This window comes from Candidatus Symbiopectobacterium sp. NZEC151, from assembly GCF_025962655.1.
In the GTDB taxonomy this organism is placed as follows: Bacteria; Pseudomonadota; Gammaproteobacteria; order Enterobacterales; family Enterobacteriaceae; genus Symbiopectobacterium.
This window is the reverse complement of the sequence record NZ_JAGFPE010000004.1, coordinates 316,230-331,925: the sequence shown is the minus strand read 5'-3', so window position 1 is coordinate 331,925 and position 15,696 is coordinate 316,230. Positions and strand designations below refer to the sequence as shown.

The 15,696-nt window shown below is 55.7% G+C and carries 14 protein-coding genes; 6 read left to right on the top strand and 8 right to left on the bottom strand.

All coding sequences use genetic code 11. The features are described 5' to 3' along the window. Positions 1 to 28: 28 nt before the first annotated feature. The 5 genes from J5067_RS14820 to prmB all read right to left on the bottom strand — a co-directional run bounded on the left by J5067_RS14820 (position 29) and on the right by prmB (position 4,333). Positions 29 to 592: an elongation factor P hydroxylase gene (locus J5067_RS14820; protein WP_264643392.1), complete on the bottom strand. Its 564-nt coding sequence runs from the start codon at positions 590 to 592 to the stop codon at positions 29 to 31. Continuing rightward, positions 589 to 1,392, bottom strand: coding sequence for a sulfite exporter TauE/SafE family protein (locus J5067_RS14815; protein ID WP_264643393.1), 804 nt, complete (start codon positions 1,390 to 1,392; stop codon positions 589 to 591). Before J5067_RS14815 ends, J5067_RS14820 begins: the two co-directional genes overlap by 4 nt. Before the next feature lie 3 nt (positions 1,393 to 1,395). Further along, the gene (gene mepA, locus J5067_RS14810; protein ID WP_264643394.1) at positions 1,396 to 2,223 is read right to left on the bottom strand and encodes a penicillin-insensitive murein endopeptidase; all 828 of its coding nucleotides are present in this window, start codon (positions 2,221 to 2,223) and stop codon (positions 1,396 to 1,398) included. A gap of 7 nt (positions 2,224 to 2,230) precedes the next feature. Continuing rightward, entirely contained in the window at positions 2,231 to 3,316 is a 1,086-nt protein-coding gene (aroC, locus tag J5067_RS14805; protein ID WP_264643395.1) for a chorismate synthase, read from the bottom strand. A gap of 84 nt (positions 3,317 to 3,400) precedes the next feature. Further along, the gene (gene prmB / locus J5067_RS14800) at positions 3,401 to 4,333 is read right to left on the bottom strand and encodes a 50S ribosomal protein L3 N(5)-glutamine methyltransferase (RefSeq protein ID WP_264651438.1); all 933 of its coding nucleotides are present in this window, start codon (positions 4,331 to 4,333) and stop codon (positions 3,401 to 3,403) included. A gap of 313 nt (positions 4,334 to 4,646) precedes the next feature. Between prmB and smrB the strand changes: the two genes are divergently transcribed. Continuing rightward, positions 4,647 to 5,219, top strand: coding sequence for an endonuclease SmrB (gene smrB / locus J5067_RS14795; RefSeq protein WP_264643397.1), 573 nt, complete (start codon positions 4,647 to 4,649; stop codon positions 5,217 to 5,219). Positions 5,220 to 5,271: 52 nt separating this feature from the next. Here smrB and sixA read toward each other — a convergent pair whose 3' ends face one another. Beyond that, the gene (gene sixA, locus J5067_RS14790) at positions 5,272 to 5,754 is read right to left on the bottom strand and encodes a phosphohistidine phosphatase SixA (protein ID WP_264643398.1); all 483 of its coding nucleotides are present in this window, start codon (positions 5,752 to 5,754) and stop codon (positions 5,272 to 5,274) included. A 910-nt stretch (positions 5,755 to 6,664) separates the two neighbouring features. Here sixA and J5067_RS14785 point away from each other — a divergent pair. From J5067_RS14785 to J5067_RS14765, 5 genes are all read left to right on the top strand, one after another. Then, positions 6,665 to 7,198 (top strand): spore coat U domain-containing protein, encoded by a 534-nt coding sequence (locus tag J5067_RS14785; protein ID WP_264628116.1) that lies wholly within the window; start codon positions 6,665 to 6,667, stop codon positions 7,196 to 7,198. A gap of 22 nt (positions 7,199 to 7,220) precedes the next feature. After that, on the top strand, positions 7,221 to 7,790 hold the full coding sequence (locus J5067_RS14780) for a spore coat U domain-containing protein (protein ID WP_264651437.1): 570 nt from the start codon (positions 7,221 to 7,223) through the stop codon (positions 7,788 to 7,790). Between the two features lie 87 nt (positions 7,791 to 7,877). Continuing rightward, positions 7,878 to 8,645, top strand: coding sequence for a molecular chaperone (locus tag J5067_RS14775; protein WP_264643400.1), 768 nt, complete (start codon positions 7,878 to 7,880; stop codon positions 8,643 to 8,645). Between the two features lie 74 nt (positions 8,646 to 8,719). Next, positions 8,720 to 11,038, top strand: coding sequence for a fimbria/pilus outer membrane usher protein (locus J5067_RS14770; RefSeq protein ID WP_264643401.1), 2,319 nt, complete (start codon positions 8,720 to 8,722; stop codon positions 11,036 to 11,038). A 3-nt stretch (positions 11,039 to 11,041) separates the two neighbouring features. Next, on the top strand, positions 11,042 to 11,998 hold the full coding sequence (locus J5067_RS14765; protein WP_264651436.1) for a spore coat protein U domain-containing protein: 957 nt from the start codon (positions 11,042 to 11,044) through the stop codon (positions 11,996 to 11,998). Between the two features lie 34 nt (positions 11,999 to 12,032). Here the strand turns inward: J5067_RS14765 and fadJ are convergent, their stop codons facing one another. Continuing rightward, on the bottom strand, positions 12,033 to 14,201 hold the full coding sequence (gene fadJ / locus J5067_RS14760) for a fatty acid oxidation complex subunit alpha FadJ (RefSeq protein ID WP_264651435.1): 2,169 nt from the start codon (positions 14,199 to 14,201) through the stop codon (positions 12,033 to 12,035). Then, the gene (fadI, locus tag J5067_RS14755; protein WP_264651434.1) at positions 14,198 to 15,511 is read right to left on the bottom strand and encodes an acetyl-CoA C-acyltransferase FadI; all 1,314 of its coding nucleotides are present in this window, start codon (positions 15,509 to 15,511) and stop codon (positions 14,198 to 14,200) included. Before fadI ends, fadJ begins: the two co-directional genes overlap by 4 nt. Positions 15,512 to 15,696: the final 185 nt, after the last annotated feature.

The window sequence follows — 15,696 nt, the reverse complement described above, 5'->3', positions numbered from 1 at the left end:
ACATCCTCACTATTAACGTTTATCCGCATCAGTTGAGATCGGCGGGATACGGAAACTGCTCCGCCGTCAACGGCGGCGTATTGTAAAACGATTGTAATGCGCGAATAAAGCGCAATGGCCGCGCCGGGATACCCTGCTCGAGATAGGCCATCACTTGCGCATGCACGGTGCGCTGAAACGCGATGCGATCGGGTTCGATATCCCCTTCCAGATTGTCGCAACTGACATTAAACGGAAAGCCCGATGCCACGCAAAACAGCCAGTCAAACGCCTGTGGCTTGATTTCTACCTGCTCGAACTGTCCCTGCGTTGTCGCATCGCGGCCATCCGGGCAGTACCAATAGCCAAAATCCACCAGCTTACGTCGCGCTTCACCGGCAATGCACCAGTGTGAAATCTCATGGAATGCGCTGGCATAAAACCCGTGCGCGAACACGATACGATGATAGGGAAACTGGTCATCGGCGGGCAGATAGATAGGCTCATCATCCCCTTTCACCAGTTGGGTGTTAAAGTCCTGTTCAAAGCACTGCGCGAACAAGGTGATGAGATCGCGGTAATCGTGCGCGGTGCTTACGCTTGAGGTGGTCATGACCAGAGATGTCCTATCCATTGGGCAATATCGCTGCCGTGATTGTCATAAATCAGCTTCACGCTCATACAGGCCGACACCACCACCAGCATCGGACGGATCAACGTTTGTCCTTTGTTAAGCACCATGCGAGCCCCGAGACGCGCGCCCAACACCTGCCCGACCAGCATCACCAGACCAACGCCCCAGACCACCTGACCGCCCAGAATAAAGAACAGCAACCCGCCAAAATTGGAGGTGAAATTGAGCACCTTGGCATGCGCCGTGGCTTTAGGCAGGCTAAAACCGCTGAGCGTGACAAACGCCAGCGCATAGAAAGAACCGGCACCGGGGCCAAAGAAACCATCATAGAACCCGATGCACCCGCCCGCTAAAAAGGCAAAAGGAAGGCCTGACAAGCGTTTCTGGCGGTCTTCTTCACCAATTTTCGGCATCAACAGGAAATAGAGCCCGATACCGATCACCAGAACCGGCAGGATCTGGCGCAAAAAATCCGCATGGATCTGCTGAATCAGCCAGGCACCGAACGTTGAACCGACAAACGTCAACGCAATGGGCAGCTTTTGTTCACTTAACTTCACCGCGCGCTGACGGACAAAATAGAGGCTGGCAGAAAAAGAGCCACCGACCGCTTGCAGTTTATTGGTGGCCAGCGCTTGTGCCGGGCTCAGCCCCGCCGAGAGCAGAATGGGGATACTGAGTAACCCGCCCCCGCCCGCGATAGAATCGATAAAACCGGCAAGCGCGGCAAAAGCAAACAACACCCCGAGCATTTCAGGGCTGACTAAAAACCATTCCATGACTTAGTTCACCAACAGATGTTTATCGAGTAATGCCTGACACGAGGCCGGTAACGGAGGTGGCGTTTTCACTGGCGCTTCAGGGCTCGGCTGGCGTGGCGTGAACCAGCTGCTCAACTCCGCACCGCAACCATCACCAGCGGGTGGCGCTTCCTGATCCTGACATTCCAGACTGTCTGCCGGACAGCGTAACCGCACGTGCATATGCGCCCGGTGCGCAAACCAGGGACGCACTTTACGCAGCCAGTCGCGATCCTGTCCCGCTTCCTGGCACAGTTGCTTCTTGATGGCCGGGTTAACGAAGATGCGGGTAACCTCAGTGTCCTGCGCCGCCAGTTTGATCAACGCCGTTACCTGCGGTTGCCACTGGCGCGGATTAATCTGGCGACCATTGGCCGCCACCAGATCGATAGGCTGCGGTTTCAGAAGTTGCTGCGCCGTCCAGCGTTGCAACGGCATCTGTAACCAGATATCCGCATCCAGCCCGGACTGATGGCTGGCATGGCCGCTGCTGAACCGACCGCCTGCTGGCATCCCCATATCACCCACTAGCACAAGCCCGCCAGTCTGCTTTTTCACCTTGGCGCTCAGTCGCGTGATAAACGCCAGCAAATCCGGATGACCGAAATAGCGGCGTTGATCGACACGCATCACCTGATAATTGACGGATTCTAACGGCAGCGGCTGCGCACCGACAATGCAGCCGTTAGAGAACGCACCAATGGCCTGTGCCGCACCGGACACCGGATGTGCGATCTCTTGCCACGGGGTTTTTGCCCATACGCCGGTGCTCAACAGCACGGCAATGGCCCCCACCCACCCTTTTTTCATGTTTTATTTACCAACGAGGAACCTGACTCACGACGTCACCACACTGGGCGCGCTGACGCAACAGATGATCCATCAATACAATCGCCATCATGGCCTCCGCAATCGGCACTGCACGGATACCCACACAGGGATCGTGACGTCCACGGGTGATCATTTCCGTTGCTTCACCCTGGCGGTTGATGGTTTTCCCCGGCACCGTGATGCTCGAGGTGGGTTTCAGCGCCAGATGCGCGACAATCGCCTGTCCGCTGCTGATGCCGCCCAGTACACCGCCCGCATGGTTACTCTGGAACCCTTGCGGGGTAATCTCGTCGCGGTTTTCGCTGCCGCGTTTAGTAACAACCGCAAATCCATCGCCAATTTCCACACCTTTTACGGCGTTGATGCTCATCAATGCGTGGGCCAGATCGGCATCCAAACGGTCGAACACCGGCTCACCCAAACCAGCGGGTACCGATTCGGCGACAACGCTGACCTTGGCACCGATGGAGTCACCCTCTTTTTTCAGGGCACGCATCAGTTCATCCAGTGCATCGATCTTGTCGGCATCGGGGCAGAAAAACGGGTTTTGTTCAACGATATCCCAGTCTTTCAGCTCGCAGTTGACATCGCCCATCTGCGCCAGAAAACCACGCACCTGAATGCCGTGGGTCATTTGCAGGTATTTTTTAGCAATGGCCCCGGCGGCCACGCGCATGGCGGTTTCACGGGCCGAAGAACGACCGCCGCCGCGATAGTCACGCACGCCGTATTTTTGTTCGTAGGTATAATCGGCATGACCGGGACGGAATACATCCTTGATCGCACTGTAATCCTGAGAGCGCTGATCGGTATTTTCGATGATCAGGCCAATGCTGGTGCCCGTGGTGACCCCTTCAAACACGCCAGACAAAATACGCACCTGATCCGGCTCGCGGCGCTGCGTGGTATAACGCGAGGTGCCGGGGCGACGGCGATCCAAATCGTGTTGCAGATCCGCTTCGGTCAGCGGAATGCCCGGCGGTACGCCATCAACGATACATCCCAACGCAATACCGTGGGATTCGCCGAACGTGGTGACGCGGAAGAACTGGCCAATACTGTTGCCTGCCATCACGGCTCCTTTCTGTGTAACATCGCTATTCTGTACAGCATCATGATTTATGTTGCCGGGATGAGCCCGGCATAACCAGTCTGTTTATTGCCGATACGCCGCGAAATGGCTGTGGCAATCCACCAGTTGTTCTTTTGTCAGCATAAAGACGCCATCACCACCGTGCTCGAATTCCAGCCAGGTAAACGGAATATCCGGATACTGATCCATCAAATGCACCATGCTGTTGCCCACTTCGCAAATCAGCACGCCCTGCTCATTAAGGTAATCGGGCGCACAGGCCAAAATACGGCGCACCAGATCCAGCCCGTCATGACCTGCCGCAAGACCCAGTTCCGGCTCGCGACGAAACTCCTGTGGCAAATCCGCCATGTCTTCCGCATCCACATAAGGCGGATTGGTGACAATCAGGTCATACGCGAGCGGTGGCAGCGCGCGGAACAGGTCGGAGCGAATCGGCGTGACCTGCTGTTCCAGGCCGTGTTGCTGGATATTCTGCTCGGCGACCGCCAACGCATCGCTGGAGAGATCGACGGCATCCACCTCTGCGTCGGGGAAGGCGTGCGCACACGCAATGGCGATGCAGCCGCTGCCGGTACAGAGATCGAGAATATGCTGCGGCTCATCGGCGATCAGTCCCGCGAACTGCTGTGAAATTAGCTCACCAATTGGCGAACGCGGCACCAGTACGCGCTCATCGACAAAAAACTCCAACCCGCAAAACCACGCCTTGTTGGTCAGGTAAGCCACGGGCAGACGTTCATTAACGCGGCGAATCACGCGCTCAACCACACGCTGGCGTTCCGATAACGTCAGACGCGAGCCAAACATATCCGCAGGGAAATCAAGGGGTAAATACAGGGTCGGCAGCACCAGTTGCAGCGCTTCATCCCACGGGTTATCGGTGCCATGTCCATAATAGAGCTCGGCTGCGTTAAAACGGCTTACCGCCCAGCGCAGCATATCTTGCAAGGTATGCAGGTCGTTGACCGCCTCGTCGACGAAAATTTTATCCAAGTTAGTCCTCCACAGACCCCACCCGTCAGGAAATGCCGCTTAGTTTGCCATGAAGCCAACTACAAATCAGCAGATATCACCCACCCGCGCAGGAAATCCTGTGCGTTGCCTATCAATCGATTCGGCCTCTCGGTTGTTGGGCAATTTCGGGTTTGTTATTAAAAAGGTAGCGCAGGCACTATTACAGGTTACACTGGGACCCATGAAATTTATGGCAAATGCCGTATGAAGTGATGCCCTAACGCCAGGCCGCCCCATCGGGAAGCAGATACGCCGACGTAATAAGGACCAAGAGATACAACGGGGTGACCGAATGAGTAAAAAACACGCGTTGAATGATGGCGACGCACAGCTATTCCGCGCCTCCGTGGCCGGCACCAAGACGCTGCGCCAGGATACCTATGTGCACCGTCCTCAGCGCCATCATGTCGAAGGGAAGCTGCCGCCGCGCAAGGCGTTGCAGGAACAAGTGGATGCCAGCTTTTATTTTTCTGACGAATTTCAGCCCCAGTTGGACAGCGACGGCCCGATGCGTTACGTACGCCCCGGCAGCAGCCACTACGAGCTGAAAAAACTGCGGCGCGGCGACTATTCCCCGGACCTGTTTCTCGATCTGCACGGATTGACTCAGTTGCAAGCCAAGCAAGAGCTAGGCGCCCTGCTCGCGGCCTGTCGCCGTGAACACGTTTACTGCGCCTGTGTGATGCACGGCCACGGCAAGCATATTCTCAAACAGCAAACGCCACTCTGGCTGGCGCAACATCCAGATGTACTGGCTTTCCATCAGGCGCCCAAAGAGTTTGGCGGTGACGCCGCGCTGTTGGTGTTGGTGGAACTGGATGCGGTGTACGGTCAGATAAAAGCGGGCACCGAGCCGCCGCGCTAACGCGCCCGGCTTGCGCGCTATCGCCTGACATTGGCGACGGCGCAAGCGTGGCTCAGGATTTGAGCGCCAACTGTGACGGGCTGGTTTGCCAATCGAACACACCAGCGCCCGACTGCGCATCCAGCGTGACGCAGGCCACCGCTGAGGTGGCAAACATCGGTGCGCCGGTTTGCGGGCTGAGCTCCGCCACCAGATACCCCACCAAGGGCAGGTGCGAGACGATCAACACCGATTCGATCCCCTCACCGGCCAATGCCAGCAGATAATCACTGACAAATGCGGCATTGCCTCCCGGGGTCAGTTCCGGCACGCATTCTTCTTCATCAGGCAGGGAAAGGATACCACGCAAGGTGGACAGGGTTTGCTGGGCGCGGAGATAAGGACTCACCAAAACACGCGTAATGGCCACACTCTGATCATGTAACCATAAAGCCATCTGACGCGATTCTTCAACACCGCGCGCACTGAGCGGGCGAAGCGCATCGCTGGCTGCGTCAGGTACTGCATCACCATGACGCATAATCAACACTTGCATATAACACCGTTATAGTAAAAAACTTCGTTCTATTATGCTGTTAGCGCATATTTCCCGATAAAAACCCTTCCATGCGTACAGGGTCTGGCAGGGAGAATACGTGTCATTTTGTTGCAAATTTAACCGAAGCACGAAACGCTTTTTTACCTTAGATAGGAAGCTGGAGTCAACCGATTTGCATAGGCCGCTGAGGCATAGGCATGCCTCGCTTCATCACCAGAACACGCAGTGTGGCAAGATTACACACATGAATCATCAGGTTAAGTGACGACATTGTCTCAATCACCTAGGGCAGCAGAGCAAAAAAAAGCGAAAAACAACATTTTCGCCACCACGACAGCGTAAAAAATCAGAGTAAAAAACCATTAAAACCTTCCAGGTGAAAATTTAAAACTAACAGCGCATAGAATTTGGCTTTTTCATTCCTTTTTCCTTTTTATCAAATTCCTCACATTGTTAAACAAAGGGGGGGCATCTATCTTTATGAAGAGCGGTTTATGTAAGTTGTTATTAAATTTATTTAAAAGCTCACCATAATCTATTATTCCGTGCTGCTGGCAATGACAGCGAAAGCACCGATTGCACCTTTATTTTCATTGTTTATACCCTAAATAATTCGCGTTGCAGGAAGGCAGCAAGTGAGGAACTTACTCAAGTCAGTGATTCGGGTAAGTGAACACCGCCAACGCATCGGCAACGTGAAGTGTGACGGGTTTATATTGCCCACCAGAGAAAGCGATGCCTCAAAAAAGGGGTGAAGGTTTATATCCTGCACGCTTTGTCCGTTTTCCCTGCGCCAGTGTGTCGCGGTGAGAATGAAAAAATCTGCGCGCTGCCACGCTTTCCTATTTTAAAACGTCATTACGTTTAACGGAATTTCGGTGTGCGGTGCTTGTATGAAGGAAGGGCAATGAATAAGCAAAAAGCAGCGCTCGCCGCACTCTCCTCTTTATTTCTGTTTATGCCAACCACGTTTGTTGAAAGCGCCACCATTACTGGCAATATCGCCGTTTCCCTGACGGTAAACTCGACATGTCTGGTTAACAACGTGAGCAGTGGCACATTCGGAACGCTGGCGTTTGGTCAGGTCGCGGATTTAAACACCAACGTGGACGCCGAGGTGGGCACTACGGGCCTTTCGGTGCTGTGTTCGTCAGGCACCGCCGCCGTGCTCACTATCGGTGCTGGCGCAAATGACGCCAGTGCCGTACGCCGTCTCACCAACGGTGCAGGCACCCCGACACTGATCTCCTATCGCCTTTACAGCAACAGTGCGCGCTCCACGGAAATTGCTATCGGTGGTACCCTTAACGTTCCCGCGGGCACCGGTGTAGCACAAGCAGTGCCTATCTATGGCCGAATCCTTGCGTCCGAGCAAACGCTCAAATACCCCCCTGCGGGCAACTATACAGACACCATTACAGCGACGCTTACCTGGAACTGATAAACAGGAGGACCCTATTGCCATGAAGGCTTGCACCGGGAAAACCACGGGCATCAGCGCAGGGCGTTTTTTCCGCGACCTCATGCCGTCGCTGGCGGTGCTGCTGAGTCTTGCCAATCCGGTGTCGGCGGTAACGGTCAATGGGTCCTTTGACGTGACGGCCACCTTGCAAAATGGCTGCCTGTTTGGCGTTAACAGCAGCAGCTCAAGCAATATGGGAACCCTCAGTTTCGGCTCACAAAGTGCCACTGCCACGAATGTGGATGTGGTCAGCAGTGCAGGCAGTGGCTCAATCGTCGTCACCTGCACGCCCGGTGCATCCGTTTCCATTGCGCTCGATTACGGCGCAAACGGCGGCAGCAGTGCACAGCGCTACCTGAAAAACAGCACAGGAACTCGCACGCTGCCCTATCAACTTTACCGTGATGCCGCGCGTTCTCAGGTATGGGGTACTGGCACACTGGCGCTCACCGTGTCCTCTTTTCCCAGCACGACACAAACCTATACGGTATATGCACGCTATTTTGGCGCAACGCCGCTGCCTGCGGCCGGGCAATATACCGACAGTGTCACCATCAATGTGACGTATTAACCGCAAGGTGTGGCGCGAGCGGCGGTCATTGAGATACGCGTAGCAGTGTCAGTCATTACGGCGTTATTAAAATAATAAGGCGTTGGCATGAAATTAACGAAAAGCAGTGTGGGTCGATTTTTATCTGTAGCGGTACTGTTTGTCTGTTCAGGCGCATTTGCTGCCAGTTCGTTGCTGGTGTGGCCGATTTACCAAATTATCGAGGCACATAACAGCAGCTCAGCGCTATGGCTGGAAAACAAGGGTAATAACACCGTGGGTTTGCAAATTCGCATTATGACCTGGCGTCAGATGCAGTATGAAGATCGCTACGCCGATCAAACCGAAGTGATACCTACTCCGCCCTTTATTAAACTGGAACCGGGTCAGCGCAGTATGATCAGGTTGATGCGTGTTGCCCCACCATCAGTCACTCAGGAACGCGCTTTTCGCATCGTGATTGATGAAATAGCCACGCCTTATCTGCCGCAAACCAGTAACGCCCCCTCTGGCGTTCAATTCCAGATGCGGTATCTGTTGCCCTTGTTTCTCCGGGGCTCGGGCCACGATAAGCCGAATGCGGCGGCGGCTCCCTTGCAACTGCACTGGCGCATTGCCCCGGTCGATGGAAAGCCCTACCTCTATGTTCGTAATGAGGGCCAAACCCATGCCCGCCTGAATAATGTGTTTTGGTCCACCTCACCGCAAGGAAAAGGACCTCGTACCAGCATCAGTGAGGGCTTTTTAGGGTATGTTCTACCGGGTCAGGAGATGCGCTGGCCGCTTCCGGCATCAGCGGCAGCACCCGGTGCAAATGCCATTCTGTATACCCATTTGGCGGATACCCCTGACCCTGTCGTTATCACGCGCGGCTAAACCTGATGTCAGGAAGCTTGAAGCATTCATCACCGCGTGTTTGCCCAAGCGCATTCCTGTTTGCAGGGGGCGTTATGCTGTGCGCATCAACCGTGTTTGCCGCCGAGGAGTTCGGCGACTTGCCGCCCCCGCCTACGGCTCCCCCTGCTCAGCAACACGCCCTTTATTACCTGACGCTGGCGGTCAACGGATACAGCGATAATCTGGTCGTCCCCGTTAGCGTTAATGGCGATCGCTACGCTGCGGACGCCAGCGAGCTCGCCCGCAGACATATCAAACTGCCTGCCAATGCAGCAGGTCAAATAGACATCAATTCGTTGCCTGATGTAACGGTGTTCTATGACAGCCGGGTGCAACAGCTCCAACTGACAATACCCACGGATTGGCTGCCACAGCAGCAAATCAGCGCAGGCGACAGCGGCGGCATTCAGCGACTGTCTGCGCGCAGTAGCACCGGCCTGCTGTTTAATTACAACCTGTTTTATACTTCACCGCCCCAGCAGGGCGACACGATGAACGCGCTGATGGAACAGCGCCTTTTCAGCGACTACGGCACCTTGTCCAACTCGGGGCTGTGGGTAATAAAAAGCCCCTACACCGACAATGGCAGCCGCTATCGTCGCTACGATACCTATTGGCGCTACAGCGACAGTGAGCGGATGGTCAGCTACCAGCTTGGCGATCTCATCAGCAACTCGCTTACCTGGAGCCAATCAGCACGTATGGCGGGTCTGCGCATTGGGCGTAATTTCAATCTGCGACCGGATATCGTTACCTATCCCATGTTGCAATATGCAGGCTCTGCTGCGGTACCCAGCACGCTGGATTTGTTTATCAACGGCTTTAAAACCAGCAGCATGGCGCTCAACTCCGGCCCGTTCACCCTGACCAATACTCCCTATCTCAACGGTGCGGGTGAAGCGACGATCGTTACCACCGATGCACAAGGGCGACAGATTGCTACCAGCGTGCCGTTTTATGTCTCCAACACCCTACTGCGTCAGGGGCTTAGCGATTTCGACCTCTCCGTTGGCGTGCTGCGCCGAACCTACGGGTTGGGGCAGGATCGCTATGCGTCAGATCCCGCATTCAGCGGCTTCTATCGCTATGGTCTCACACAGAGCCTGACGCTTTCCGGCCATGGCGAAACGGTGCGTGACCTCTCCCTGCTCGGCGCAGGCGCAGACATGGCCGTAGGGCGCTGGGGTACGCTTAGCACCGCTTACAGTCACAGTGAACGGGACGGAGGCGGACAACAATACGTCTTCGGTTACTCCTACTATGGCAATACCGTGGGGTTCAACCTTCAGCACCAGCGCCGCACGTCGCGCTATCAGGATCTCAGCACTTACACCACACCGGGTAACATGAGCAAAGAGAGCCTGCAAGCTACCCTTAGCAGCCTGTTATTTGGCCCGGCAAACGGCACCGTCGGGGTGGGGTATTTCGCCATTACCCCGTTTAACGATTCGCGCACTGAGTTAGTCAATCTCTCCTACACGCGGCAACTGTGGGGCAACAGCACGCTCTATCTGGCGGCCAACAAAACGCTGGGCGATCGCGGTTACAGCGCACAGCTCCAGGTGATTATCCCCTTTGGCAACAACGATACGTTCAACACCAGCGTGCAACGTAACAACCAGGGAGAGAGCCTCACAACGCTGGGTGTGACGCGCACCCTTCCCCTCGACGGCGGTTTTGGCTGGAACCTGGCCTACAGTGCTGGCAACGATCCTTATCATCAAGGGGCGCTCAGTTGGCGCGGCCCGTATAACCAGCTACAGGGAGGAATCTATGGCAACGAGGGGAGCCAAACGCAATGGGGAGAAATGAGCGGCTCGGTAATCTATCTGGATGGCAGCCTGTTTCCCAGCAACCGTATCAATGACGCCTTTATTGTGGTCGATACGCAAGGCTATGCCGACGTGCCCGTGCGCTACGAAAACCAGTTAGTCGGCTATACCAACCAGCAAGGACGACTGCTGATCCCGTGGGTAACCTCCCACTACCCGGCCAAGGTGGAAATCGATCCGCTTGCTTTACCACCGGACGTCGACATCTCTGGCGTTGAAACCCGGTTAGCCGTGAAGGAAGGCAGTGGCACATTGGCCTCTTTTGCCATCAAAAAGGTACGTTCAGCCAATATCGCGCTGCGAAACAGCCACGGTGAAGCGCTGCGCGTCGGCACCTGGATTACCGATGAAACCAGTGGCAACACCACCATCAGTGGCTATGACGGTTTGGTTTACTTCGCTCATTTAGCTATTCACAACCGCCTGTCGTTTACTCAGGAAGATGGGCGTCGTTGTCACGTGCAATTTTCACTGCCAGAGCAGCAATCCATGCCGGCACGGGTTGGCCCGCTGACATGCCAACCCGATAACCAAGGATAAAAGATGCGTATACTTTTCCTGTTTTTCTCACTTGTGCTGCTCGGTTTCAGTTATGCCCCAGTGACATGGGCACAGTGTCGTGTGCCCAGCACCTCATCTTCGCTTGGCAGCGCCAGCTCGATCACGCTCAATGGTGCATCGCAGACCTCTCAAGCCAGTACCGGTTTTAACTGCGATGCGCCCACGCTGTCATTGGCAGGCACCAACCGCGTCATTGCGACGTTCGGCACCGGGAATAACGCCTCCGCGGGTCTGCGTCAGTTAAAACACACCACGAAAAGTGACGTTCTGCCTTATACGCTTTGCGTCGATCAAAACTGTAACAACATACTCGCCCTTAATGGCTCATACACCTGGAGTAGTCAGACGCTCTTGGGGCTATTAGGGTTGTTTACCGGCCCAAACAGCACCTTGCCGCTGTGGGTAAAAACAAGCACCGGTGCTGTGCTTTCTGCCGGCACGTATACCGATGTTATCGCCGTTAACTGGGACTATCGGGTTTGCGATGTCGGTATTGGTGAACTCTGCCTGTACTATTCCGGCACACCGACCTCTAACATCACGCTAACGCTGACCGTCACCAACGATTGCCAGATCAGCAATACCAACAATATCGAATTTGGCAGCGCAGCCTTTCCCTCCGCCTTCACGGCTATCAACAGCAGTCTGGGCGTGCGTTGCACCAAAGATGGCGCTTACAGCGTGGCGTTAACCAGCACGCACCCTGACGATGCCAATTGGCGTCGGATGACCGCAAGCGTTTCCGGTACCAATTATTACCTGCAATATCAACTTTACCGCGCTGACAACAGCGCCTGGACGGAGAGCAACAACTATGCGGGAACCGGCACTGGTTTGACGCAGACCATCCCGTATACGGCACGCATCAATACGAGTCAGGCAAATAAACCGGCAGGAAGCTACAAAGATACGGTGAGCGTGGCGGTGACCATCAATTGACGCCCTTCCGGCTGATGCCGGAAGGGGGAAAGGATTAAGGGTGAAAGCGGGCCGCACTTGCCTGCATGGTCAACAGGCGCTGGCACGGGGCAAAGCGGGGGCCATACTGATGCTCAAACGTTTCCAGCGTTTTGACGACCGTATCGATCCCCAGATGATCCATGTAGTGGAACGGACCACCAAGGAACGGTGGAAAGCCAATACCAAATACCGCACCGATATCACCGTCACGCGCGCATTGGATCACGCCTTCATCCAGACAGCGTGCTGCCTCGTTTAACATCATCATCACGCAGCGTTGTGCCATCAACGCATGATCGAGATGCGCTTTTGGCGTGACGCCCAGCAAAGGATAGATGGCACTGTCCACCTCACGCGGCGCGCGCCAGAAACGGCGCGGGGTGCCATAGCGGTAAAAACCCTTGCCGTTCTTACGCCCTTTGCGCCCATCCTGCAAAATGGCCTCGAAGGTGGCCGGAGCCTGAAAACGCTCGCCCCATGCCGCCACCAGTATCGGCACTATCTTGGTCGCCACATCAATGCCCACTTCGTCGAGCAGGGTTAACGGGCCAACCGGGAAACCGAAGCGTACCAGCGCGGCATCCACGGTCTCCACCGGCTCGCCTTCCAACAGGCAATAAGCTGCCTCGTTGATATAGGGAGCCAAAATGCGGTTGACATAAAACCCGGCTTTATCGGCCACCACAATGGCGGTTTTCCCTTGCTGGCGGGCAAAAGCTACCGTGGTGGCGATGGTTTCAGCGCTGGTGCCTGCATGGGGAATCACTTCTACCAACGGCATTTTGTCTACCGGGCTGAAATAGTGCAGACCAATGACTTGCTCAGGGCGCTGCGCCCGTTCGGCGATCTGGTGTATGGGCAAGGAAGAGGTGTTGGACGCGAACAGGGTTTCCGGGCGCGCATGCTGTTCGATATCTGCCACCATGTTCTGCTTGAGCGCCAGATCCTCAAACACCGCCTCGACAACGATATCGGCATATTCAAAACCGTGATAATCGGTGCTGCCGGAGACCAGCGTCATCAGGCGCTGGCGTTCCGCCGGTTTCATGCGTTTGCGCTGCACGCGTTTACTCAGCAATTCCCAACTGTAACGTAGCGCATGGTTGATACCTTCTTCGTTGATATCCTTGATGCGCACCGGAAGCTGTGCGCGCTGGGCGGTAACGCAGGCGATACCGCCGCCCATCAGTCCACCACCGAGCACGCCGACACGGTGTATTTCACGCGGTTCGGCTGAAGCTCCCGCCTGTTTTTTCAACGCATTGGTGGCAAAAAACAGACTACGCAACGCCGCTGAGGCGGGTGTCATCACCAGTTTGCCAAATGCACGCGCCTCCTGTTTATACCCTTCGGCCAGCCCTTTATCCATGCCCCGCCGGACCACTTGAATGATGCGATCGGTGGCAGGATAGTTGCCCTGGGTTTTAGCGCGCGTCTTCTGCTTTACCACTTTAAATAACACGTGACGTACCGGCCAACTGTTCACCAGACGCGTGCGCCAGGGCAGTATCGGCTGCCGCCGTTTACCCTTTTTCAGCAACGCGGCCGCCGTTTCCAGCAAAATACTGTTGGGAACGGCATCATCGATCATCCCGAGCTTGAGCGCCTGCCGCGCTTTTACCGAGCGGCCCGTCAAGATCAAATCCAGCGCGCGATCGACGCCAATCAGCCTGGGCAAACGCTGAGTCCCGCCCGACCCCGGCAACAAACCCAACTGCACTTCCGGTAATCCCAGCACTGTTTTGTCATCCAGCGAGCAGACGCGATAATCGCAGGCCAACGCCAGCTCAAACCCGCCGCCCAGACAAGGACCGTGGATCGCCGCAACCAGAGGAAACGGCAAGTCGCCAAAAGCGGCAAAGGTTTCCTGCCCTTGCCGCGCCAGCGCTTCCGCCTCTTCCGCCTGTGTGCAGGCATCAAGCATGGTGATATCCGCCCCCACAATAAACGAGTCAGGTTTGCCCGATATTAAAATGACGCCACGCAGCGCCGCATGTTGCTGCGCCTGATGCAGCACCGTTTGTACTTGTTCCGCAAAGGCGCTTTTCAGGGTGTTCATTTTCTCGCCCGGCACGTCCATGGCGATCACGGCGATATTGTCTGGCCGAACGTACAGCGAAAACGCCGAGGGAGCTGTCTCTACCTCGCTCGGAGTTTGCTCGATAGCGTGCACTTGTTTCATGGTGTGACCTCCAGAACCATTGCCGCCCCCAGCCCCCCCGCCGCACAGGCGGTAACCAGCCCAAACCCGCCGCCGCGCCGTTGTAACTCATGCAGGGTCTGCGTAATCATTCTGGCCCCCGTGGCCGCGAACGGATGACCGTAAGCAATCGAACCGCCCAGCACGTTGAATTTGTCCATGTCCACGTCTCCCAATGCCGAGGTACGCCCCAGCTTATCCCGTGCAAAATCAGCGCTGGCGAACAGTTTGACGTTGGCCAGCGTCTGCGCCGCAAAAGCTTCATGCATATCGATAAGCGTAAGATCGCCAAGGCTAAGACCCGCACGATCCAACGCCAGCGGCGTGGCATACGCCGGTCCCAATAGCATATCTTGCTGAACACCAATGGCAGTGAAAGCATAGCTTTTCAGGTAGCCCAGCGGCGTTAACCCGAGGCTGCGTGCTTTTCCTTCGCTCATTAAGAGCACAGCGGCCGCACCGTCGGTAAGGGGAGAGCTGTTGGCCGCGGTGACAGAACCGTGCAGGCAATCAAACGCGGGCGACAAACGGGCGTAATGCTCCAGCGTAGAATCATGACGCACGTTGTTATCTTCTTTGAGCGTTTGACGGTATGGCGGTACGTAAGCGGTCATCACCTCTTGATGCAGCACACCTTGTTGCCAGGTTTTCGCCGCCAGCCGGTGCGAACGATGAGCAAAAGCATCCTGCTCGGCGCGAGAAATGCCGTAGGTTTTTGCCATCTGTTCTGCGGTATCACCCATACGCAGCCCGGTGGAGTACTCCGCCACGGGCGGCGAGACCGGCACCAGATCGCGCGGACGCAAGCGTGACAGCAGTTTGAGCCGTTGCCCCAACGTACGGGCCTTGCTGAGATCCAGCAGCGTCATCGCCAGATTTTTGGTTACACCGATCGGCGGCAATGAGAACGTATCAGCCCCGCCCGCAATTCCCACCTGCGCGGTGCCCGCCATAATGCTTTCGGCCACGTTGACCACGGACTGAAAGCTGGTGGCACAGGCACGGGAAACCGTGTAGGCATCGGTATGCACACACATTCCGGTGCCCAGTACAATTTCGCGCGCAATGTTCGGTGCAGCCGGCATTTGTACTACCTGACCAAACACCAACAGATCGACCCACTTGGGATCGATGCCATACCGGATCAGCAGTTCGCTCACCACCATTTTGCCCAAATCCATGGCGGGAATACCGCGATACGCGGTCGCTTGACGAGCAAAAGGCGTGCGCAATCCACTGACGATCGCGACCCGTTCGCCGCTCCGGGTTATCAGGGGTAACACCTCGCTCATAAACACTCCTGTAAACAGAGAATTAAGTATATGTTCTAACAGGTCAGACCTGAATAGAGTGTTAACCAGAGCATTACATTAAGCAAACCTGTTCACTACAAAATGCGAGCGCACGCTCTCTGCAAGAGGAGGTGGAATCTAAAAGGGGATGGCAAGACGAAGAGTCGGTAGAGAAAACGGGGACG

Bases quoted from the DNA above. Each gene is read 5' to 3' on its own strand.
- J5067_RS14820 (WP_264643392.1), bottom strand. From the start codon at position 592: ATGACCACCTCAAGCGTAAGCACCGCGCACGATTACCGCGATCTCATC.
- J5067_RS14815 (WP_264643393.1), bottom strand. From the start codon at position 1,392: ATGGAATGGTTTTTAGTCAGCCCTGAAATGCTCGGGGTGTTGTTTGCT.
- mepA (WP_264643394.1), bottom strand. From the start codon at position 2,223: ATGAAAAAAGGGTGGGTGGGGGCCATTGCCGTGCTGTTGAGCACCGGC.
- aroC (WP_264643395.1), bottom strand. From the start codon at position 3,316: ATGGCAGGCAACAGTATTGGCCAGTTCTTCCGCGTCACCACGTTCGGC.
- smrB (WP_264643397.1), top strand. From the start codon at position 4,647: ATGAGTAAAAAACACGCGTTGAATGATGGCGACGCACAGCTATTCCGC.
- sixA (WP_264643398.1), bottom strand. From the start codon at position 5,754: ATGCAAGTGTTGATTATGCGTCATGGTGATGCAGTACCTGACGCAGCC.
- J5067_RS14785 (WP_264628116.1), top strand. From the start codon at position 6,665: ATGAATAAGCAAAAAGCAGCGCTCGCCGCACTCTCCTCTTTATTTCTG.
- J5067_RS14780 (WP_264651437.1), top strand. From the start codon at position 7,221: ATGAAGGCTTGCACCGGGAAAACCACGGGCATCAGCGCAGGGCGTTTT.
- J5067_RS14775 (WP_264643400.1), top strand. From the start codon at position 7,878: ATGAAATTAACGAAAAGCAGTGTGGGTCGATTTTTATCTGTAGCGGTA.
- J5067_RS14770 (WP_264643401.1), top strand. From the start codon at position 8,720: ATGCTGTGCGCATCAACCGTGTTTGCCGCCGAGGAGTTCGGCGACTTG.
- J5067_RS14765 (WP_264651436.1), top strand. From the start codon at position 11,042: ATGCGTATACTTTTCCTGTTTTTCTCACTTGTGCTGCTCGGTTTCAGT.
- fadJ (WP_264651435.1), bottom strand. From the start codon at position 14,201: ATGAAACAAGTGCACGCTATCGAGCAAACTCCGAGCGAGGTAGAGACA.
- fadI (WP_264651434.1), bottom strand. From the start codon at position 15,511: ATGAGCGAGGTGTTACCCCTGATAACCCGGAGCGGCGAACGGGTCGCG.